This window comes from Streptococcus sp. F0442 (assembly GCF_000314795.2).
GTDB lineage: Bacteria > Bacillota > Bacilli > Lactobacillales > Streptococcaceae > Streptococcus.
Window position 1 is genome coordinate 345,916 of record NZ_KB373315.1, and the last position, 20,471, is coordinate 366,386.

Annotated in this window: 21 protein-coding genes and 2 tRNA genes; all 23 read left to right on the plus strand. The window is 42.9% G+C overall.

Annotated elements, in window-relative coordinates:
* The first annotated feature begins 58 nt into the window (after positions 1 to 58).
* Positions 59 to 760, plus strand: coding sequence for a histidine phosphatase family protein (locus HMPREF9186_RS08125; RefSeq protein WP_009732216.1), 702 nt, complete (start codon positions 59 to 61; stop codon positions 758 to 760).
* On the plus strand, positions 750 to 1,523 hold the full coding sequence (locus tag HMPREF9186_RS08130; RefSeq protein ID WP_009732217.1) for a M15 family metallopeptidase: 774 nt from the start codon (positions 750 to 752) through the stop codon (positions 1,521 to 1,523). Before HMPREF9186_RS08125 ends, HMPREF9186_RS08130 begins: the two co-directional genes overlap by 11 nt.
* Positions 1,524 to 1,690: 167 nt before the next feature.
* Positions 1,691 to 2,725: a heat-inducible transcriptional repressor HrcA gene (gene hrcA / locus HMPREF9186_RS08135; RefSeq protein WP_003004578.1), complete on the plus strand. Its 1,035-nt coding sequence runs from the start codon at positions 1,691 to 1,693 to the stop codon at positions 2,723 to 2,725.
* A 24-nt stretch (positions 2,726 to 2,749) separates the two neighbouring features.
* Positions 2,750 to 3,274, plus strand: coding sequence for a nucleotide exchange factor GrpE (grpE, locus tag HMPREF9186_RS08140; protein ID WP_332251639.1), 525 nt, complete (start codon positions 2,750 to 2,752; stop codon positions 3,272 to 3,274).
* A gap of 239 nt (positions 3,275 to 3,513) precedes the next feature.
* Positions 3,514 to 5,337: a molecular chaperone DnaK gene (dnaK, locus tag HMPREF9186_RS08145; RefSeq protein ID WP_009732219.1), complete on the plus strand. Its 1,824-nt coding sequence runs from the start codon at positions 3,514 to 3,516 to the stop codon at positions 5,335 to 5,337.
* 245 nt (positions 5,338 to 5,582) lie between these two features.
* Positions 5,583 to 6,215, plus strand: a complete 633-nt coding sequence (locus tag HMPREF9186_RS08150) for a DJ-1/PfpI family protein (RefSeq protein WP_009732220.1) — start codon at positions 5,583 to 5,585, stop codon at positions 6,213 to 6,215.
* A 199-nt stretch (positions 6,216 to 6,414) separates the two neighbouring features.
* Positions 6,415 to 7,548: a molecular chaperone DnaJ gene (gene dnaJ / locus HMPREF9186_RS08155; RefSeq protein ID WP_009732221.1), complete on the plus strand. Its 1,134-nt coding sequence runs from the start codon at positions 6,415 to 6,417 to the stop codon at positions 7,546 to 7,548.
* Between the two features lie 144 nt (positions 7,549 to 7,692).
* Positions 7,693 to 8,439, plus strand: a complete 747-nt coding sequence (truA, locus tag HMPREF9186_RS08160) for a tRNA pseudouridine(38-40) synthase TruA (protein ID WP_009732222.1) — start codon at positions 7,693 to 7,695, stop codon at positions 8,437 to 8,439.
* A complete protein-coding gene (locus HMPREF9186_RS08165; protein WP_009732223.1) occupies positions 8,432 to 9,193 on the plus strand; it encodes a bifunctional hydroxymethylpyrimidine kinase/phosphomethylpyrimidine kinase in 762 nt (253 codons plus the stop codon). The genes truA and HMPREF9186_RS08165 overlap by 8 nt, the downstream gene beginning before the upstream one ends.
* Positions 9,183 to 9,653: an ECF transporter S component gene (locus HMPREF9186_RS08170; protein WP_009732224.1), complete on the plus strand. Its 471-nt coding sequence runs from the start codon at positions 9,183 to 9,185 to the stop codon at positions 9,651 to 9,653. Before HMPREF9186_RS08165 ends, HMPREF9186_RS08170 begins: the two co-directional genes overlap by 11 nt.
* Before the next feature lie 3 nt (positions 9,654 to 9,656).
* The gene (locus HMPREF9186_RS08175) at positions 9,657 to 10,220 is read left to right on the plus strand and encodes a TIGR01440 family protein (protein ID WP_009732225.1); all 564 of its coding nucleotides are present in this window, start codon (positions 9,657 to 9,659) and stop codon (positions 10,218 to 10,220) included.
* A gap of 128 nt (positions 10,221 to 10,348) precedes the next feature.
* A complete protein-coding gene (gene tig, locus HMPREF9186_RS08180) occupies positions 10,349 to 11,632 on the plus strand; it encodes a trigger factor (RefSeq protein ID WP_009732226.1) in 1,284 nt (427 codons plus the stop codon).
* Positions 11,633 to 11,857: 225 nt separating this feature from the next.
* The gene (gene rpoE, locus HMPREF9186_RS08185; protein ID WP_009732227.1) at positions 11,858 to 12,439 is read left to right on the plus strand and encodes a DNA-directed RNA polymerase subunit delta; all 582 of its coding nucleotides are present in this window, start codon (positions 11,858 to 11,860) and stop codon (positions 12,437 to 12,439) included.
* Positions 12,440 to 12,549: 110 nt separating this feature from the next.
* Positions 12,550 to 13,245, plus strand: a complete 696-nt coding sequence (locus tag HMPREF9186_RS08190) for a B3/B4 domain-containing protein (protein ID WP_009732228.1) — start codon at positions 12,550 to 12,552, stop codon at positions 13,243 to 13,245.
* Positions 13,246 to 13,417: 172 nt separating this feature from the next.
* Positions 13,418 to 15,031, plus strand: a complete 1,614-nt coding sequence (locus tag HMPREF9186_RS08195; RefSeq protein WP_009732229.1) for a CTP synthase — start codon at positions 13,418 to 13,420, stop codon at positions 15,029 to 15,031.
* 122 nt (positions 15,032 to 15,153) lie between these two features.
* Positions 15,154 to 15,239 (plus strand) — tRNA-Leu (locus tag HMPREF9186_RS08200).
* Between the two features lie 82 nt (positions 15,240 to 15,321).
* Entirely contained in the window at positions 15,322 to 15,774 is a 453-nt protein-coding gene (locus HMPREF9186_RS08205) for a hypothetical protein (protein ID WP_009732230.1), read from the plus strand.
* Positions 15,775 to 15,969: 195 nt separating this feature from the next.
* Entirely contained in the window at positions 15,970 to 16,851 is an 882-nt protein-coding gene (locus HMPREF9186_RS08210) for a class II fructose-bisphosphate aldolase (protein WP_009732231.1), read from the plus strand.
* 279 nt (positions 16,852 to 17,130) lie between these two features.
* The gene (locus tag HMPREF9186_RS08215; protein WP_009732232.1) at positions 17,131 to 18,123 is read left to right on the plus strand and encodes an ABC transporter ATP-binding protein; all 993 of its coding nucleotides are present in this window, start codon (positions 17,131 to 17,133) and stop codon (positions 18,121 to 18,123) included.
* 1 nt (position 18,124) lies between these two features.
* The gene (locus tag HMPREF9186_RS08220) at positions 18,125 to 18,943 is read left to right on the plus strand and encodes an ABC transporter permease (RefSeq protein WP_009732233.1); all 819 of its coding nucleotides are present in this window, start codon (positions 18,125 to 18,127) and stop codon (positions 18,941 to 18,943) included.
* 1 nt (position 18,944) lies between these two features.
* Positions 18,945 to 19,730: an ABC transporter permease gene (locus HMPREF9186_RS08225; protein WP_009732234.1), complete on the plus strand. Its 786-nt coding sequence runs from the start codon at positions 18,945 to 18,947 to the stop codon at positions 19,728 to 19,730.
* A gap of 38 nt (positions 19,731 to 19,768) precedes the next feature.
* Positions 19,769 to 20,230, plus strand: a complete 462-nt coding sequence (locus HMPREF9186_RS08230; RefSeq protein ID WP_009732235.1) for a GNAT family N-acetyltransferase — start codon at positions 19,769 to 19,771, stop codon at positions 20,228 to 20,230.
* Positions 20,231 to 20,276: 46 nt separating this feature from the next.
* A tRNA-Thr gene (locus HMPREF9186_RS08235) sits at positions 20,277 to 20,349 on the plus strand.
* Positions 20,350 to 20,471 lie beyond the last annotated feature (122 nt).

Genomic DNA, 20,471 nt, shown 5'->3' on the forward strand with positions numbered 1-20,471 from the left:
CCTACTTTCTTTTTGCAAAAAATGATATAATGAAAGAGATACATACGGAGGTAATACAATGACAAAAACCAGATTATATATTGCTCGTCATGGAAAAACCATGTTTAATACCATCGGACGAGCACAGGGCTGGTCAGACACTCCGCTGACAGAAGCAGGAGAGCGTGGAATTAAAGAATTAGGACTTGGCCTTAAGGAAGCAGGTCTTTCTTTTAAAGAGGCTGTTTCGAGTGATTCTGGTCGAACTATTCAAACCATGGGAATTGTTCTCCAAGAGCTTGGTTTGACAGGTCAGATTCCTTATCGCTATGATAAACGCATTCGTGAGTGGTGTTTTGGTAGCTTCGACGGTGCCTATGATGGCGAGCTCTTTATGGGGGTTTTACCACGTGTTTTTAAGGTCGAGGATTTTCATCAGTTGAGCTTGATGGAGTTGGCAGAAGGGATTGTTGAAGTCGACACCACTGGTTGGGCTGAATCTTGGGGTGTCTTAAGTGGTCGGATTAAAGAAGGTTTTGAAGCCATCGCAAAAGAGGTGGAAGCAGCTGGTGGTGGCAATGCTATGGTGGTCAGTCATGGCATGACCATCAGTACCTTGATTTACCTGATTGATCCAAAAGCCTTTAAAGAATTGGTCTTAGATAATGGCAGTGTAACTGTTTTGGCTTATGAAGATGGAGCCTTTACTATCGAAAAAGTTGGGGATATGTCCTATCGTAAAGTTGGAGCAAAACTCCTAGAGGAAGGCCATGACGAATAAGTACAGACGCGCAAGAAAAAAACGCAAGAAATGGTGGCCCTATCTAGTGAGTTGCTTTCTTCTTGCGGCCCTTGGATCGGGGATTGGCGCCTATTTGGCGAAACCAAACCTGTTTTCAGGGCTCCAGTTTTGGAAGGCCAAAAAAACTGTCGTGACGACTCCGTCTTCTTCTAAGAAAAAGGAAGAAAAATCAGATCTGCCAGCCGTCTCGACAAAAGATTGGCAGTTGATCTTGGTCAATCGTGACAATGTGAAGCCTGAGCTGAACCCACAATTGACAGATGTGGATGCCATAAAAGTCGATAGTCGGATTGGAGATCCAACGCGTCAATTTTTGGAAGCAGCCCGAAAAATTGCCCCAGAAGAAACCTTGATATCGGGTTATCGGAGTGTAGCCGAACAAACCGAGCTCTATAATGAGCGTGTTGCTGAGTTAGAAGCGAGTGGTCTTTCACACGAAGAAGCTGAAAAACAGGTGCAGACTCAGGTGCAGGTCCCTGGTGCTAGTGAGCATCAGACAGGTCTTGCAATTGATATGAGCGTCGAAGCAGGTCAAAGTGATGAGTTGGGCTTGCAGCTGGCTGCCATTGCACCTCAATATGGTTTTGTTCTTCGCTATCCAGATGGCAAGAGCGATATTACAGGTGTGACTTTTGAAAATTGGCATTTCCGTTATGTTGGTGTAGAAAGTGCTCAGTATATGGCCAAACATCAGCTAGTATTAGAAGAATACATTCAATTACTGAAAAAGGCCGGGAAATAGTAGGACATACACTTTTCTAGGCCTTAAGAATGATTTTTAGCACTCTTGGAAAAAGAGTGCTAATTTTTTGGATTTTTTTCTTGACTTTCTCTTGAGAGGGTGTATAATAGAATCATAGTTTAGCACTCGGATGTGTAGAGTGCTAAAGATGAAAGAGAGGTGAGGTCATGGTTACAGAACGTCAAAATGAGATTCTCAATCTTGTCGTCGATATCTTTACCAAGACCCACGAACCGGTCGGTTCAAAAGCCCTGCAAGATGTCATTCAATCCAGTAGTGCCACCATCCGAAACGACATGGCTGCCCTCGAAAAGCAGGGCTTATTAGAAAAAGCCCACACTTCGAGTGGTCGAATGCCTAGCCGGGCTGGTTTTCAATATTTTGTTCAGAACTCGCTCGATCTGGAGCTGATTGATGAGCAAGATGTCTACCAGGTGGTGAAAGCCTTCGATTTCGAAGCCTTTAAGCTAGACGATATCTTGGATGCTACGGCCAAGTTACTAGCCCAGATGACGGGCTACACCGCAGTCATTCAGGATGTGGAACCGACACGACAGCGCTTGACGGGTTTTGAGATCGTTCCCTTGTCCAACCACGATGCTTTGGCGGTATTGACCTTGGATGAATCAAAGCCTGTTACCGTACAATTTGCCATTCCAAAGAATTTCTTAACCAGTGACTTGGAAATCTTCCATCAGCTAGTTCAAGAACGCTTCATTGGAAATACAGTCTTGGATATTCACTACCGCTTGCGGACAGAGATTCCACAGATTGTACAGCGCTATTTTAAGACGACAGACAATGTCTTGGATCTGTTTGATTACGTCTTCTCGCAACTGTTTCAAGAACTGGTCTTTGTAGAAGGAAAGGTTTCATCTTTAACCTACGCCGATCTTCAGACCTATCAGTTCTTGGATAATCCCCAACACGTAGCTCTCGAGTTGCGAGGGGGAATGCCAGAGGACCAAATGACCCAGATCCTGGTTGCGGAGTCCCAAGAGAAGGCCTTGAAAAATGTGACCGTGATTAGTCACAAGTTCTTAGTTCCTTATCGTGGGATGGCCCTCATGCATGTAATCGGTCCCGTAGAGATGGATTACAGGCGTGTGATTAGTCTGGTCAATGTTATCGGCCGAGTGCTGGTCATGAAGTTGACGGATTACTACCGTTACCTCAACAGCAACCATTATGAAGTAAATTAAGACCAAATGAAAGGGGTGTATGCCTTGACAGAAGATATCAAAAAAGAAGACGTGAAAGAAGAGGAAGTTGCCCAACCAACTGAAGAAGTTGTAGAGGAAAGCAAGCAACCTTCTGAATTAGAAGAAGCACAAGCGCGTGCCGAAGAATTTGAAAACAAATACCTTCGCGCTCATGCAGAAATGCAAAACATTCAGCGTCGTGCCAACGAAGAACGCCAACTTTTGCAACGCTATCGCAGCCAAGATTTGGCAAAAGCGATCTTACCATCACTTGACAACCTCGAACGTGCCCTTGCCGTTGAAGGGTTGACAGATGATGTCAAAAAAGGACTAGAAATGGTACAAGAAAGCTTGATTCATGCTCTGAAAGAAGAAGGAATTGAAGAAATTCCAGCGGACGGAGAATTTGACCATAACTACCACATGGCCATCCAAACCCTCCCAGCGGATGACGAACATCCAGCAGACACCATCGCACAAGTCTTCCAAAAAGGCTACAAACTCCATGACCGTATCCTAAGACCGGCTATGGTAGTTGTCTACAACTAGGCTACCTTGTCCGAAACGACACTAAACTATGAAAGAAAGATAAGATGCAAGCCGGAGGCTTGCAAGGAAGATATTTCCCGCCGTGGTGAAGGTTTCAGTAGCTTGTGCTACTGAAACAGGGGATTTTTGAGACAGTAGGCTCAAAAATAAGTGATGAAATCCCGAAGGGAGTTGCTCACGTCCCCACCACTTAAGGGAAATATCAAAAAAGAAGAAAAAATCAACAAGGAGAAAAACATATGTCTAAAATTATCGGTATTGACTTAGGTACAACAAACTCAGCAGTAGCAGTTCTTGAAGGAACTGAAAGCAAAATCATCGCAAACCCAGAAGGAAACCGTACAACTCCATCTGTAGTTTCTTTCAAAAACGGTGAAATCATCGTTGGTGACGCTGCAAAACGTCAAGCAGTAACAAACCCAGATACAGTTATCTCTATCAAATCTAAGATGGGAACTTCTGAAAAAGTTTCTGCTAACGGGAAAGAATACACTCCACAAGAAATCTCAGCTATGATTCTTCAATACTTGAAAGGTTATGCTGAAGAATACCTTGGTGAAAAAGTAACCAAGGCTGTTATCACAGTTCCAGCTTACTTTAACGATGCTCAACGTCAAGCAACTAAAGACGCTGGTAAAATCGCTGGCCTTGAAGTAGAACGTATCGTCAACGAACCAACTGCAGCAGCTCTTGCTTACGGTTTGGATAAGACTGACAAAGAAGAAAAAATCTTGGTATTCGACCTTGGTGGTGGTACATTCGACGTATCTATCCTTGAATTGGGTGATGGTGTCTTTGATGTATTGGCAACTGCAGGGGATAACAAACTCGGTGGTGACGACTTTGACCAAAAAATCATCGACCACTTGGTTGCAGAATTCAAGAAAGAAAATGGCATTGACTTGTCAGCTGACAAGATGGCTCTTCAACGTTTGAAAGACGCAGCTGAAAAAGCGAAGAAAGACCTTTCTGGTGTGACTTCAACACAAATCAGCTTGCCGTTCATCACTGCTGGTGAGGCTGGACCTCTTCACTTGGAAATGACCTTGACTCGTGCTAAATTCGATGATTTGACTCGCGACCTTGTAGAACGTACAAAAGTTCCAGTTCGTCAAGCCCTTTCAGATGCAGGTTTGAGCTTGTCAGAAATCGACGAAGTCATCCTTGTCGGTGGTTCAACTCGTATCCCTGCGGTTGTTGAAGCTGTTAAAGCTGAAACTGGTAAAGAACCAAACAAATCAGTGAACCCTGATGAAGTAGTGGCTATGGGAGCTGCCATCCAAGGTGGTGTCATCACTGGTGATGTGAAAGACGTTGTCCTTCTTGACGTAACACCATTGTCACTTGGTATCGAAACAATGGGTGGAGTCTTTACAAAACTTATCGATCGCAACACTACAATTCCAACTTCTAAATCACAAGTCTTCTCAACTGCAGCAGACAACCAACCAGCCGTTGATATCCACGTTCTTCAAGGGGAACGCCCAATGGCAGCAGATAACAAGACTCTTGGACGCTTCCAATTGACAGATATCCCAGCTGCACCTCGTGGTATCCCACAAATCGAAGTAACATTTGACATCGACAAGAACGGTATCGTATCTGTTAAAGCCAAAGACCTTGGAACTCAAAAAGAACAAACTATTGTGATCCAATCTAACTCAGGTTTGACAGACGAAGAAATCGACCGCATGATGAAAGATGCAGAAGCAAACGCTGAAGCAGATAAGAAACGTAAGGAAGAAGTAGACCTTCGTAACGAAGTAGACCAAGCTATCTTTGCGACTGAAAAGACAATCAAGGAAACTGAAGGCAAAGGCTTCGATGCAGAACGTGATGCTGCACAAGCCGCTCTTGACGATCTTAAGAAAGCCCAAGAAGACAACAACTTGGAAGAAATGAAAGCAAAACTTGAAGCCTTGAACGAAAAAGCTCAAGGACTTGCGGTTAAACTCTACGAACAAGCCGCAGCAGCGCAACAAGCTCAAGCAGGAGCAGAAGGCGCACAAGCAACAGGAAACGCAGGCGATGACGTCGTAGACGGAGAGTTTACGGAAAAATAAGATGCAAAGCCCGTTAAAACCTCACAGTGAAAATAGGAAATCTGACGCAGAAACTTTAGTTTCTAGAAAGATTTGTCTTTTTCACCAAGAGGTTAGGGCGTGCTCGATTTAATCCGAAACTCAATTCAGCCTTACTAGTTCTAAAAAAGTATAATCGACTTTGTCTTAGAATGTCGTAATGATAGGAAGAAATCCAGAGGTTGCAACCCAGCCTCTGTTTTTCGGCAAAATAGAGGATGTTGCGTATGAAAAAAGTACTTTGTTTGATTTATCCTAATTTTTCTCTTTATGAGATAACTGCTTTAACCAGTACTTTAGCTCTATCTTTTGACGTCACGATTGATTATGTCGCTTCAGATGATTCGATAGTAGTCTCTGAAGATGGATTGCCCTGTCAACCAACGAAAACACTAGATCAAATCCGTATAGAAGAGTATTCTTGTGTGATTTTGCCAGGAATGGTCAATATAGGTCCTGCTCTACAGGATGAGAAATTGATTTCGTTTTTGAGGGCTCTTGGTGAGCAAGAAGTCCTAATTGCAGCCATTTCTTCAGCGCCTCTTTTATTAGCGAAAGCAGGCTTGTTGAACGATACGAAATTTACAGGTGGAATTTGGCAAAACTTCTTTGATTATTTTGAATTTCTTCCACGTGAAAATTTCCAACCCAAACTGGTTGTGCAAGATAAACAAATCATTACGGCTATCGGTTTTGCCCATCAAGAGTTTGCAAGAAAAGTGATTCTAAGTTTAGGGTTGGCAGAGAATACGGACAACTATTTTAAAGAACAGAACGACTATGCAACAGAGGATTTGATATTTACTCTATCAGACCAAGAGTTTGATCAAGTGAAGCAAAGTATAGAAAACATCCTCTAAAGATGTACGTAAAAATTACAGAAAGGAACAAAGAGTGTTCGGGGAATTGAACTCGAGCTCTGAAGTTTCTTACTCAATATGAAAGAAAGGAACTGAACCCGACCTAAATTCTCGGAAAAAAGATAAATCTGTCTAGGAGCATCGCTCCTGCGTCAGATTTCCTATTTTTCAGTCGAATTTTACGGTCTTGGTATCTTAAATGAACAATACTGAATTTTATGACCGTTTGGGCGTTTCAAAGAATGCATCTCAAGATGAGATCAAGAAAGCCTATCGGAAATTATCTAAAAAATATCACCCAGATATCAACAAGGAGCCTGGTGCTGAGGAAAAGTACAAGGAAGTTCAAGAAGCTTATGAGACGTTAAGCGACGAACAAAATCGGGCGGCCTATGACCAATATGGTGCTGCGGGTGCCAATGGTGGCTTTGGTGGTGGAGCAGGTGGCTTTGGTGGCTTTAACGGTGGTGGCTTTGGTGGTTTTGAAGATATCTTCTCCAGCTTCTTTGGTGGCGGTGCAAGCCGTAATCCCAATGCCCCTCGTCAAGGAGACGACCTCCAATACCGTGTTAATCTCAAGTTTGAAGAAGCGATTTTTGGTGCTGAAAAAGAAGTTAAGTACCATCGTGAAGCAAGCTGCCATACCTGTCATGGTTCAGGTGCTAAGCCAGGGACTAGTCCGGTAACCTGTGGACGCTGTCATGGTTCTGGGGTCATCAATGTCGATACCCAAACCCCTCTTGGAATGATGCGTCGTCAAGTAACCTGTGATGTCTGCCATGGTCGTGGTCAAGAAATTAAAGATCCATGTAGCACTTGTCGTGGAACAGGTCATGAAAAACAAGCCCACAGCGTGAATGTCAAGATTCCTGCCGGAGTTGAAACAGGTCAACAAATCCGCTTGGCAGGTCAAGGGGAAGCCGGCTTTAACGGCGGACCATACGGAGACTTGTATGTTGTTGTCAATGTTGAGCCGAGCGATCGCTTCGAACGGGATGGCTCGACCATCTACTACAAGCTGGATTTGAACATTGTCCAGGCAGCACTCGGTGATACAGTTCATGTTCCTACGGTTCATGGCGATGTTGATTTAGTGATTCCTGAAGGGACCCAAACCGGTAAGAAATTCCGCCTTCGCGGAAAAGGGGCTCCGAGCTTACGTGGTGGTGCCATGGGAGACCAATATGTGTCTGTCAATGTTGTCACCCCAACTGGCTTAAATGACAAGCAAAAACAAGCCCTTCAAGCCTTTGCGGAAGCAAGTGATTTGAAGGTCAATCCAAAGAAAAAAGGCTTTTTTGATAAGGTCAAAGATGCTTTAGATGACTTATAAGAATATACGAGTTTCCTTTTGAGTAAGGAGCTCGTTTTATTTTTGTATGGCCTTCAAGAACCTTCTTTCTTTAAAAAAACTGTACCCGGACAGAACGCCATTTTCTCTCTTGTATCCCCTTCTATATCCTGCTAAAATAAAACCATGACACGATACAAAGCAACTATTTCTTATGATGGGACTCTATTTGCGGGTTTTCAACGACAACCGCATGCCCGTAGTGTGCAAGAAGAAATCGAGAAGACCTTGATGCGTCTCAATCAGGGAAATCCTGTGACCATCCATGGAGCAGGCCGGACGGATGCAGGTGTCCATGCCCTTGGGCAGGTCATTCATTTTGATCTCCCTCAAGCGCGGGATGAGGAGAAGCTCCGCTTTGCTCTGGATACCCAGACCCCAGAGGATATTGATTTTATCCGGGTGGAGCAAGTAGCAGATGACTTTCACTCACGCTACAAGAAGCACAGCAAAACCTATGAATTCATCGTGGATTATGGTCGTCCCAAGAACCCCATGATGCGCCACTATGCCACCCACTATCCCTACCCCTTGGATGTGGCCAAGATGCAAGCAGCCATCCAAAAGTTGGAGGGAACCCATGATTTCACCGGTTTCACAGCTTCGGGTACCAGTGTGGAAGATAAGGTGCGTACGATCACAGAAGCTCGCTTGGTCGAGGATGCAGAACATCATCGCCTTCTCTTCACCTTTTCGGGCAATGGCTTTCTCTACAAGCAAATCCGCAATATGGTGGGAACTTTGTTGAAGATTGGAAATGATCGGATGCCAATCGAGCAGATCGATCTAATTTTAGAAAAAAAGGACCGCAATCTAGCAGGTCCTACAGCAGCGCCAAATGGCTTATATTTAAAGGAGATACGCTATGAGTAATGAATTAATTCTCGCAATTTCAGGAAATGATATTTTTAGTGGAGGAGGTCTTCACGCAGACCTTGCTACCTATACGACTAACAAACAGCATGGTTTTGTGGCGGTGACTTGTTTGACAGCCATGACTGAGCACGGATTTGAAGTCATTCCAGTGGATCCGACGACCTTTGCTCAGCAGCTCAGCTCTCTCAAGGATGTTCCTTTTTCTGCTATTAAACTCGGCCTCTTGCCAAATGTCCAAGTGGCAGATTTAGCCCTGGACTATGTCAAAGCCCATGCAGGTATCCCTGTGGTGCTGGATCCTGTCTTGGTCTGCAAGGAAACCCATGATGTAGAAGTGTCAGCCCTTCGAGACGAATTGATCAAGTTCTTCCCTTATGTGACCATCATCACACCAAACTTACCAGAGGCTGAGATCTTGACCCAAAGCAAGATTCAATCGCTCGATGATATGAAGGCTGCCGCTCGTAAGCTCCATGAATTGGGAGCAGCGAATGTCGTGGTCAAAGGAGGCAATCGTCTCAATAAAGAAAAGGCCATCGATGTCTTTTATGACGGACAAGATTTTACAATCTTTGAAGAGCCAGTCCTAGAAAAGAATAATACAGGAGCGGGTTGTACTTTTGCTTCCAGCATTTCCAGCCAATTGGTTCAAGGGAAAACTCCTCTTGAAGCTGTTAAAACCTCTAAAGACTTTGTCTTTCATGCCATTCAAAAATCAGACCAGTATGGAGTAGTACAATATGACATCTAATCGAACTCAACTCATTGCCCGCCTCTCTATTTTATGTGCCTTGACGGTTGTGCTTGGCTACTATACTAAACTCCCAACTCCGACAGGGATCGTCACCCTGCTAGATCTGGGTGTATACTTCACCGCCTTTTATTTTGGACGTAAGGAAGGCGCTATTGTTGGTGGTGTCGGGGCCTTTTTACTCGACCTCATTTCAGGTTATCCTCAGTGGATGTTCTTTAGTCTCCTCTTTCACGGAGGCCAAGGCTATTTCGCTGGTTTTAAGGGGAAAGCCCGTTACCTAGGTTTGCTCCTTGCGACGGTCGTCATGGTAGGTGGTTATGCGGTAGCTTCTGCTCTCTTTTTAGGAAATGGCTGGGGAGCAGCGAGTGCAGATATTCCTAACAATCTGGCTCAGAATTTTGTCGGAATGGCTTTAGGCTATGTGGTCTATTATGCCTTCCAAAAGAAAGGGAGCTAACTCATGGATCTGGAGCAACTGAAGAAAGATGTAAAAGAAATCCTAGCCGATGTACTAACTAAGAGTCGACTCCGTCAAGGGCAGATTCTAGTCCTAGGCTTGTCTTCAAGTGAAGTTGCAGGAGGGCAAATTGGAAAAGCTTCCAATATTGACATTGCGGAGGCCATTGTCAAAACCTTGCTGGATGAGTTAAATGCTAAAGGAATTTATCTAGCTGTACAAGGCTGCGAGCATCTCAATCGGGCCCTAGTGGTCGAGCGGGAATTAGCAGACAAGAAGGATCTAGAAATCGTCAATGTCCTTCCAAGTCTCCATGCGGGAGGAGCTGGACAACTCGCTGCTTTTAAGTATTTTAAGGATCCTGTTGAAGTGGAGTTTATCACAGCCCAAGCGGGACTAGACATCGGAGATACCTCGGTTGGGATGCATGTCAAACATGTGCAAGTTCCGATTCGTCCTGTCTTGCGTGAACTAGGGGAAGCCCATGTCACAGCCCTGGCCAGTCGGCCAAAATTGATCGGTGGCTCTCGTGCTCTATACCAAGACGATCCTATTCGGAAATCCTAATTTAAACTAGCTTTTAGGGGCTAGTTTTTTTGGATGAAAAGAGAGGCAAACACGTTTTAAAACTTGCTTTTTCAAAGTTTTGTGGTAAAATTATAAGGAATGACTATATTATTTTAAGGAGAGACAGAATGTCTGTATCATTTGAAAACAAAGAAACTAACCACGGTGTGTTGACTTTCACCATCAGCCAAGAGCAAATCAAAGCTGCTTTGGACCGTGTGTTTGAATCAGTTAAGAAAACTTTGAACGTACCTGGATTCCGTAAAGGTCATATTCCACGTCCAATCTTCAACCAACGTTTTGGTGAAGAAGCTCTTTACCAAGATGCTTTGAACGATCTTCTTCCAGCAGCATACGAAGCAGCTGTTAAAGAAGCTGGAATCGAAGTTGTAGCACAACCAACTTTTGATGTTGTTTCTATGGAAAAAGGCCAAGACTGGACTTTGACAGCCACTGTTGTGACAAAACCTGAAGTAAAATTAGGTGCTTACAAAGACCTTGAAGTATCAGTAGAAGTTTCTAAAGAAGTAACAGATGCTGATGTGGATGCTCGTATCGAACGCGAACGCAACAACTTGGCTGAATTGGTTGTTAAAGAAGGTGCTGCTGCAGAAGGCGACACAGTTGTGATCGACTTCGTAGGTTCTATCGATGGTGTTGAATTTGACGGTGGTAAAGGTGAGAACTTCTCACTTGGACTTGGTTCAGGTCAATTCATCCCAGGTTTCGAAGACCAATTGGTTGGACACTCTGCTGGTGAAACAGTTGACGTGATCGTAACCTTCCCAGAAGACTACCAAGCGGCTGACCTTGCAGGTAAAGAAGCAAAATTCGTGACAACAATCCACGAAGTAAAAGCAAAAGAAGTACCAGCTCTTGACGATGAATTGGCAAAAGATATCGATGAAGAAGTTGAAACTCTTGCTGAATTAAAAGAAAAATACCGTAAAGAATTGGCAGAAGCTAAAGAAGAAGCATACAACGATGCAGTAGAAGCAGCAGCGATCGATCTTGCCGTTGAAAATGCTGAAATCGTTGAACTTCCAGAAGAAATGATCCACGAAGAAGTACACCGTTCAATCAACGAATTCCTTGGAAATATGCAACGTCAAGGAATCTCACCTGAAATGTACTTCCAAATCACTGGAACAACTCAAGATGATCTTCACAAACAATATGAAGCAGAAGCTGAAAGCCGCACGAAGACAAACCTCGTGGTTGAAGCAGTAGCCAAAGCAGAAGGCTTCGAAGCAACTGAAGAAGAAATCAATGCTGAAATCGAACAATTGGCAGCAGATTACAACATGCCAGTTGAACAAGTTCGCAACCTTCTTTCACCAGAAATGTTGAAACATGACATCACAGTGAAGAAAGCCGTGAACGTAATCACAAGCACAGCAAAAGTAAAATAATTTAGAATAAAAAGAAGAGTCGTGAGACTCTTCTTTTTCTGATTTCATGGAGAATCCTGGAATTTTCCTTTGACGAAAGGGGAAATTTATCGTACAATAGAGTGTAACGATAAAATTTGTGATAGATTTGGCTACTAGAAGTTTTCAATCTATCATTTAGGATGGGATGAGGTTTGAGACCGGATCCTTCTCCATTTAGGAAATGAAACATAAGGAGATTTACCCTTGGAATTAGAAGTATTTGCTGGACAAGAAAAAAGTGAACTTTCTATGATTGAAGTGGCGCGTGCGATTTTGGAATTGCGCGGACGTGACCATGAAATGTACTTTAGCGATCTTGTAAATGAAATTCAAAATTACCTTGAAAAATCAAATAGCGAGATCCGTGAAGCTCTTCCATTGTTCTACACTGAATTGAATGTGGATGGAAGCTTTATCCCACTTGGGGATAACAAATGGGGTCTTCGTTCTTGGTATGCGATCGATGAAGTCGACGAAGAAATCATCGCTCTTGAAGAAACGGATGAAGATGAAACTCCTAAGAAACGCAAGAAAAAACGGGTTAACGCCTTCATGGATGGAGATGACGATGCGATCGATTACAACGATGATGATCCAGAAGACGAAGAAGTTTACGAAGCAGATCCGGCTCTTTCATACGATGAAGAAAATCCAGATGATGAAAAGAGTGAAGTCGAAGCTTACGATGCTGAAATCAATGAAATCGTACCAGATGATTTGGGTGAAGAAGTTGAATTGAGCGAAGAAGACGACGAAGAAGAGGATTCTGAAGACGAGGAAGAATAATCATTATGAAACAGGGAAATTGTTCCTTGTTTCTTTTTGTTTTCATTGAAAAAGGTGGTAAAATAGAGTATGATGAACGTGTAAGTATTCCCAAATAGGAGGTGTTCCAAATGGACTTTCGTTTAGATGACAGTTTAGTAGATGTCGGCATTGACACGGTTGTGGTCGGCATAGCTAAACATGTGGATCCTCAAGCTGTTTTACCTGTCGCTTTTCTGGAAAAAAAGCAAGCAATGGAAGAATGGGCGCTCCAGTGTCAGCTGGAAGAAGTCTCAGACTCAGCGGTTGTTACAGGCTATACAGATTTGTTGCAAAAGGTAGGGCGCAGTACCAAGAAAAATCCGCCAACGATTCTTGCCCTTATCCGAAACATCCAGCATCGTGGTACTCTTCCTCAGATCAATAGTATCATTGACATTTATAATGTTGAATGTCTGAGATCTTATCTCGCTATTGGAGGACACGATCTGGATAAGATTGAAGGTCCGATTGAATTTACAATCAGTCAAAGAGAAGATCTCTTCTTCCCCATCCTTTCTAGCGAAAAGCATGTGGCACCGACAGATCCCGTCTACAGAGATCAAAAAGGGGTTCTAGCTTGGTTAGATGTGCGTGATAGCGACCTTTACAAATTTGAGGAGACAACCAAAAACGCCCTCTTTGTCATCCAAGGAAACCAAGAGACCTCAGTAGAGATGCGCTTGGAAGCGCTGGAACGAATCCACAGGGATCTTGTTTCCTGCATGCCTGATCTTCAATTTGAGAAATTTCTCATCACACAAAATGGCGTGGAGCCAGCCTCTTAAGCATATGAAAATCATTTTCATGAAAGTTTCAGTTTGACAAAGAAGAGCATTTGCGGTAAGATATTGTTCGGGCACCTCATTGTGAGGTCGGAGCTCCCTAATGATTAGGGGGCTATTTTTGTTTTTCCGAAAAGGGGATGGCCTCTACCATATTAGAAGAAGAGGAAAGCATATGTCAACAAAATATATTTTTGTCACTGGTGGTGTCGTATCATCCATCGGAAAAGGGATTGTAGCAGCGAGTCTCGGTCGCCTGCTTAAGAATCGTGGATTGAAAGTGACCATTCAAAAATTTGACCCGTATATCAATATCGACCCAGGCACCATGAGTCCTTATCAACACGGGGAAGTCTTTGTCACAGACGATGGGGCAGAGACAGACTTGGACCTTGGCCACTATGAACGCTTCATCGATATCAATCTGAATAAATACTCAAATGTGACAACAGGGAAAATTTATAGTGAAGTCCTTCGAAAAGAACGACGTGGAGAATACTTGGGAGCAACTGTACAGGTCATTCCTCATATCACAGATGCTTTGAAAGAAAAGATCAAACGAGCAGCGACGACGACGGATTCAGATGTCATCATCACAGAAGTCGGGGGAACAGTTGGAGACATTGAGTCCCTTCCCTTCCTTGAAGCTCTTCGTCAAATGAAGGCAGATGTCGGTGCTGAAAATGTCATGTACATCCACACGACTCTTCTTCCTTACTTAAAGGCTGCGGGAGAAATGAAAACTAAGCCTACCCAACACTCTGTGAAAGAATTGCGTGGTCTTGGGATTCAACCCAATATGTTGGTCATCCGTACAGAAAAACCAGCTGGTCAAGGAATTAAGAACAAATTGGCTCAATTCTGTGATGTCGCACCAGAAGCTGTCATCGAATCACTTGATGTGGAACACTTGTACCAAATCCCATTGAACTTGCAAGCACAAAATATGGACCAAATCGTTTGTGATCATTTGAAATTGGATGTTCCTGCAGCAGATATGACAGAATGGTCTGCGATGGTCGATAAGGTCATGAACCTCAAGAAGCAGGTCAAGATTTCCTTGGTAGGGAAATACGTAGAATTGCAAGATGCCTATATCTCAGTCGTAGAGGCTTTGAAACACTCTGGATATGCCAATGATGCTGAAGTCAAGATTAATTGGGTCAATGCCAATGATGTGACTGCTGAGAATGTGGCAGAACTTCTTGGAGATGCGGATGGAATCATCGTCCCAGGTGGTTTTGGCCAACGGGGAACAGAAGGAAAAATTCAAGCCATCAAGTATGCGCGTGAACAGAACGTCCCAATGTTGGGTGTCTGCCTGGGTATGCAGTTGACCTGTATCGAGTTTGCCCGTCATGTCTTAGGCTTGGAGGGGGCTAATTCATCTGAATTGGATCCAGAAACCAAGTACCCGATTATCGATATCATGCGGGACCAAATCAATGTGGAAGACATGGGAGGAACCCTTCGTTTAGGACTCTACCCATCGAAGCTCAAGCGAGGATCGAAAGCAGCAGCAGCCTATGACCATCAAGAAGTAGTGCAACGCCGCCATCGTCACCGCTATGAGTTTAACAATGCCTTCCGAGAGCAGTTCGAAGAAGCAGGTTTTGTCTTCTCAGGCGTTTCACCAGACAACCGTTTGGTCGAAATTGTTGAAATATCAGACAACAAATTCTTTGTCGCTTGCCAATACCACCCAGAATTGTCAAGTCGACCAAACCGCCCAGAAGGACTTTACACAGCCTTTATCACAGCGGCCGTTGAAAATCACGATAGCAAATAAGAATCAAGGGTCAGGTTTCGTGACCTGATCCCTTTTGTGAAGAAATAACAAACATTGAAAAAAGTTTGAAAAAAATCTTGACAAACATGTGGATGATTGATATACTAGTAAAGTACTCAATCGCGGGGATGGCGGAATTGGCAGACGCGCAGGACTAAGGATCCTGTGACCGCTTTAGGTCGTGAGGGTTCAAGTCCCTCTCTCCGCATCGGATAATCAAGACAGCTTCGGCTGTCTTTTTTTGTTTTTCAAAACTTTATGATAGAATAGGTGTGAGATGAGGTGTGAATATGAAGAAGAACTATCTGGTTTTGATCAATGGGCTCCTAGCGCTCGTAGGAAGTGCCATTGATTTTTTTGCTCCAGTCATGATTTTGGCCATGAGGCTTGCTGCTCATGAAGATTTCGGAAGTGCCTTGATGGCTTTAATTAGCTGGAACTTCTTTGTCTGTATTCTAGCCATCGCTTCTAGGTGGCTCCTAAAAGATGAAAAGAGGATTCATAAGTGGATTCCCAATCTTTTTCTGGTAGCGGGTCTCATTCTTTTACTTGCGAATCTCCTTATTTTGTCTTGGAGCTTTCCGTATCTTGAAAGCCCTTTGATGTGGCTATTTGGAAACATCTTTGGGAAAGTTCATGAATTAACTTATTTCTTCTATTCTCAATGGGTCGCAGGAGGATTCCTAGTGATTTCCGGGATTGCATTTTTAGTTTCATTAAAAAATTTTAAAGCAGAGGATTAAAAAGAGGGAGCTTGGGCTCCCTTCTTTTGCGTTTCTATGGGCTGTAGAAGTCTTGGGAAAGTAAGCATTCCTCCTCATTTATCATAAGAAAGTGCTTAAAGCTACAGGAAAAGCTAGCATTTTCAATGAAAAAGTGATAAAATAAACAATGTAAGTGGAATCAACCCCACAAAAATTTATAGGAGGCCTATCCAAATGGCAATCGTTTCAGCAGAAAAATTTGTCCAAGCAGCTCGTGACAATGGTTATGCAGTTGGTGGATTTAACACAAACAACCTTGAGTGGACTCAAGCTATCTTGCGTGCAGCAGAAGCTAAGAAAGCTCCAGTACTTATCCAAACTTCTATGGGTGCTGCTAAATACATGGGTGGTTACAAAGTTGCTCGCAACATGATCGCTAACCTTGTAGAATCAATGGGTATCACTGTACCAGTTGCTATTCACCTTGACCATGGTCACTACGACGATGCTCTTGAATGTATCGAAGCTGGTTACACTTCAATCATGTTTGACGGTTCACACCTTCCGGTTGAAGAAAACCTTAAATTGGCAAAAGAAGTGGTAGAAAAAGCTCACGCTAAAGGTATCTCAGTAGAAGCTGAAGTTGGTACTATCGGTGGTGAAGAAGACGGTATCATCGGTGATGGTGAATTGGCACCAATCGACGATGCTAAAGCAATGGTTGCTACAGGAATCGACTTCTTGGCTGCAGGTATCGGTAACATCCACGGTCCTTACCCAGCAAACTGGAAAGGTCTTGACCTTGATCACTTGAAGAAATTGACTGAAGCTGTACCAGGATTCCCAATCGTATTGCACGGTGGATCAGGTATCCCTGATGATCAAATCCAAGCAGCGATCAAACTTGGTGTTGCGAAAGTTAACGTGAACACTGAATGCCAAATCGCATTTGCAAATGCTACTCGTCAATTCGTACGTGAATACGATGCAAACGAAGCAGAATACGACAAGAAGAAACTCTTCGACCCACGTAAATTCTTGAAACCAGGTTTCGATGCAATTACAGTAGCTGTTGAAGAACGTATCGACGTATTCGGTTCAGAAGGCAAAGCTTAATTTAGCTGAACAAAACAAAGTAGAAGCCTGCCCCTAAGGGCAGGTTTTTTTGTGTCTTAAGGAAACTATTTAACAGAATTTTTGATTAAAAGTTTCATTTTAAGAGAGAAATCTCTAATTTCATAATCAATAAGCAAACGCTTGCATTCCTATTTTTATTAGATTATAATAGGTTGGTATAAAGCCTTCTGTAATAATATTGAGAAAGTGTAGAAAGTAAGGATTTAGAATATTTGTAGTCAAAAATACAATGTTGCTTCTTACGATAGGGAGATAGATATGGCAATGATAGAAGTGCAACATCTTCGGAAAAATTTTGTGAAGACAGTTAAGGAGCCGGGGTTAAAGGGAGCCTTGCGCTCCTTTATTCATCCTGAAAAGCAGACCTTTGAAGCGGTCAAGGATTTAACTTTTGAAGTTCCAAAAGGGCAGATTTTAGGATTTATCGGGGCAAATGGTGCTGGGAAGTCAACCACCATCAAAATGCTGACAGGAATTTTGAAGCCCACATCTGGCTTTTGTCGGATTAACGGCAAGATTCCCCAGGATAATCGCCAAGATTATGTCAAGGATATTGGAGTCGTTTTCGGACAACGCACCCAGCTATGGTGGGATTTAGCTCTGCAAGAGACCTACACGGTTTTGAAAGAGATCTATGATGTACCGGACTCGCTTTTCCATAAGCGCATGGATTTTTTGAATGAAGTTTTGGATTTGAAGGAATTTATCAAGGATCCTGTGCGGACTCTTTCACTAGGTCAACGGATGCGGGCGGATATTGCGGCTTCCTTGCTTCACAATCCCAAAGTTCTCTTTTTAGATGAACCGACTATTGGTTTGGATGTGTCGGTCAAGGACAACATTCGCCGGGCTATCACCCAGATTAATCAGGAGGAAGAGACAACGATTCTCTTGACTACTCATGATTTGAGTGATATTGAGCAACTCTGTGATCGGATTTTTATGATTGATAAGGGGCAAGAGATTTTTGATGGGACGGTTAGCCAGCTCAAGGAAACCTTTGGCAAGATGAAGACTCTCTCCTTCGATCTGACGCCAGGTCAAAGTCATCTCGTCTCCCATTATGAGGGCTTGCCTGATATGTCCATTGATAGACAAGGAAATAACCTGACTATTGAATTCAATAGTTCCCGCTACCAGTCAGCTGATATTATCAAGCAAACCTTATCTGATTTTGAAGTCCGTGATTTGAAGATGGTAGATACGGATATTGAAGATATTATCCGTCGCTTCTATCGAAAGGAGCTCTAAGATGGTCAAATTGTGGAGACGTTATAAACCCTTTATCAATGCAGGGATTCAGGAGTTGATTAGCTATCGAGTTAACTTTATTCTCTATCGGATTGGTGATGTCATGGGGGCTTTTGTCGCTTTCTATCTCTGGAAGGCTGTCTTTGACTCCTCCCAGGAGCCTTTGATTCAGGGCTTCAGTATGGCAGATATCACTCTCTACATCATCATGAGTTTTGTGACCAATCTTTTGACCAGGTCTGATAGCTCCTTTATGATAGGGGATGAGGTCAAGGATGGCTCCATTATCATGCGCTTGCTGAGACCAGTGCATTTTGCGGCCTCTTACCTTTTCACCGAACTTGGCTCCAAGTGGTTGATTTTTATCTCTGTTGGACTGCCATTTTTAAGTGTCATTGTTTTGATGAACATCTTATCTGGGCAAGGTATTGTAGAAGTGTTGGGATTAACTGTCCTTTATCTCTTTAGCTTAACTCTGGCTTATCTGATTAACTTTTTCTTTAATATCTGCTTCGGATTTTCAGCCTTTGTATTTAAAAATTTATGGGGTTCCAATCTACTCAAGACTTCAATAGTGGCCTTTATGTCTGGCAGTTTGATTCCCTTGACGTTTTTTCCAAAGGTGGTTTCAGATATTCTCTCCTTATTGCCATTTTCATCCTTAATTTACACTCCGGTTATGATCATTATTGGGAAATACGATGCCAGTCAGATTCTTCAAGCACTTTTGCTTCAGTTTTTCTGGCTTATAGTGATGGTGGGCTTGTCTCAGTTGATTTGGAAACGAGTCCAGTCATTTATCACCATTCAGGGAGGTTAGGATGAAAAAATATCAACGCATGCATCTGATTTTTATCAGACAATACATCAAGCAAATCATGGAATACAAGGTGGATTTTGTGGTAGGCGTGTTGGGAGTCTTTCTGACTCAAGGCCTAAACCTCTTGTTTCTCAATGTCATCTTTCAACACATCCCCTCGCTAGAAGGTTGGACCTTTCAAGAGATTGCCTTTATCTATGGATTTTCCTTAATTCCAAAGGGATTAGATCATCTCTTTTTTGACAATCTCTGGGCTTTAGGTCAACGACTAGTTCGAAAAGGGGAGTTTGACAAGTATCTGACTCGTCCTATCAATCCTCTCTTTCACATCCTCGTTGAGACCTTTCAGATTGATGCCTTGGGTGAACTCTTGGTCGGTGGTATTCTATTAGGAACAACAGTAACTAGCATCTCTTGGACTCTTCCAAAATTCCTGCTTTTCCTAGTTTGTATTCCTTTTGCGACCTTGATTTACACTTCTTTAAAAATCGCGACATCCAGCATCGCTTTTTGGACCAAGCAGTCAGGTGCCATGATTTACATTTTCTATATGTTCAATGATTTTGCCAAGTACCCGATTTCCATTTATAATTCGCTCCTTCGTTGGTTAATTAGCTTTATTGTGCCTTTCGCCTTTACGGCCTACTATCCTGCCAGCTATTTCTTGCAGGACAAGGATGGACTCTGGAATATTGGTGGTTTGATTCTGATTTCTCTTATCTTCTTTTGTATCTCTTTAAAACTTTGGGACAGGGGGTTAGATGCCTACGAAAGTGCTGGTTCGTAAGAGCTAAAGTAAGACTAAAACCAAGAAAAGATTTTGTAATGTTTGTTATTGAAGAAGTCAAGAGTGAAGATCAAAAAATGGCAGTTGTCGCTGAGATTTTAAAGGATTTGCCAGAATGGTTTGGAATACCAGAAAGCACGCAAGCCTACATCGAAGGAGCTAAGGATTTACGAGTTTGGGCTGCTTATCAAGAAAGTGATGTAGTAGGGTTTATAAGTTTATCGTATTCGAGTGAAGAATGTGCTGAAATTGACTGTCTAGGCGTGAAAAAATCATTCCAAGGTCAAGGAATTGGAAGGGAATTAATTACGACTATAGAAAGAGAAGCAGTCAAACAAGTGGACTACCTACAGGTCAAAACAGTCGCAGAAGGTTCAAATAAAGATTATGACCGAACAAATGTCTTTTATCGCAGTCTTGGTTTTAAAAAATTAGAGATTTTTCCGCAACTATGGGATCTTAAAAATCCTTGTCAGATTTTGATTAAAAAGATCAACTAAAAGTGCTTGACATCCGCTATCATAGTGCTATACTATAAGGGTAATCGCCGATTTAGCTCAGTTGGTAGAGCAACGCACTCGTAACGCGTAGGTCACAGGTTCGATCCCTGCAATCGGCATCAAATGATATCAGAAAAAGCCCTTGTAATTGGGCTTTTTTGATTTTTGTAGTTAAAATTATAAAAGTTGTCGAATGTTATCAAATTCATCTTTTATTTTCCCTTGTAATGTATGATCGTAT

Coding starts and splice junctions, on each gene's coding strand:
- HMPREF9186_RS08125 (WP_009732216.1), top strand. CDS start 59: ATGACAAAAACCAGATTATATATTGCTCGTCATGGAAAAACCATGTTT.
- HMPREF9186_RS08130 (WP_009732217.1), top strand. CDS start 750: ATGACGAATAAGTACAGACGCGCAAGAAAAAAACGCAAGAAATGGTGG.
- hrcA (WP_003004578.1), top strand. CDS start 1,691: ATGGTTACAGAACGTCAAAATGAGATTCTCAATCTTGTCGTCGATATC.
- dnaK (WP_009732219.1), top strand. CDS start 3,514: ATGTCTAAAATTATCGGTATTGACTTAGGTACAACAAACTCAGCAGTA.
- HMPREF9186_RS08150 (WP_009732220.1), top strand. CDS start 5,583: ATGAAAAAAGTACTTTGTTTGATTTATCCTAATTTTTCTCTTTATGAG.
- dnaJ (WP_009732221.1), top strand. CDS start 6,415: ATGAACAATACTGAATTTTATGACCGTTTGGGCGTTTCAAAGAATGCA.
- truA (WP_009732222.1), top strand. CDS start 7,693: ATGACACGATACAAAGCAACTATTTCTTATGATGGGACTCTATTTGCG.
- HMPREF9186_RS08165 (WP_009732223.1), top strand. CDS start 8,432: ATGAGTAATGAATTAATTCTCGCAATTTCAGGAAATGATATTTTTAGT.
- HMPREF9186_RS08170 (WP_009732224.1), top strand. CDS start 9,183: ATGACATCTAATCGAACTCAACTCATTGCCCGCCTCTCTATTTTATGT.
- HMPREF9186_RS08175 (WP_009732225.1), top strand. CDS start 9,657: ATGGATCTGGAGCAACTGAAGAAAGATGTAAAAGAAATCCTAGCCGAT.
- tig (WP_009732226.1), top strand. CDS start 10,349: ATGTCTGTATCATTTGAAAACAAAGAAACTAACCACGGTGTGTTGACT.
- HMPREF9186_RS08190 (WP_009732228.1), top strand. CDS start 12,550: ATGGACTTTCGTTTAGATGACAGTTTAGTAGATGTCGGCATTGACACG.
- HMPREF9186_RS08195 (WP_009732229.1), top strand. CDS start 13,418: ATGTCAACAAAATATATTTTTGTCACTGGTGGTGTCGTATCATCCATC.
- HMPREF9186_RS08205 (WP_009732230.1), top strand. CDS start 15,322: ATGAAGAAGAACTATCTGGTTTTGATCAATGGGCTCCTAGCGCTCGTA.
- HMPREF9186_RS08210 (WP_009732231.1), top strand. CDS start 15,970: ATGGCAATCGTTTCAGCAGAAAAATTTGTCCAAGCAGCTCGTGACAAT.
- HMPREF9186_RS08215 (WP_009732232.1), top strand. CDS start 17,131: ATGGCAATGATAGAAGTGCAACATCTTCGGAAAAATTTTGTGAAGACA.
- HMPREF9186_RS08220 (WP_009732233.1), top strand. CDS start 18,125: ATGGTCAAATTGTGGAGACGTTATAAACCCTTTATCAATGCAGGGATT.
- HMPREF9186_RS08225 (WP_009732234.1), top strand. CDS start 18,945: ATGAAAAAATATCAACGCATGCATCTGATTTTTATCAGACAATACATC.
- HMPREF9186_RS08230 (WP_009732235.1), top strand. CDS start 19,769: ATGTTTGTTATTGAAGAAGTCAAGAGTGAAGATCAAAAAATGGCAGTT.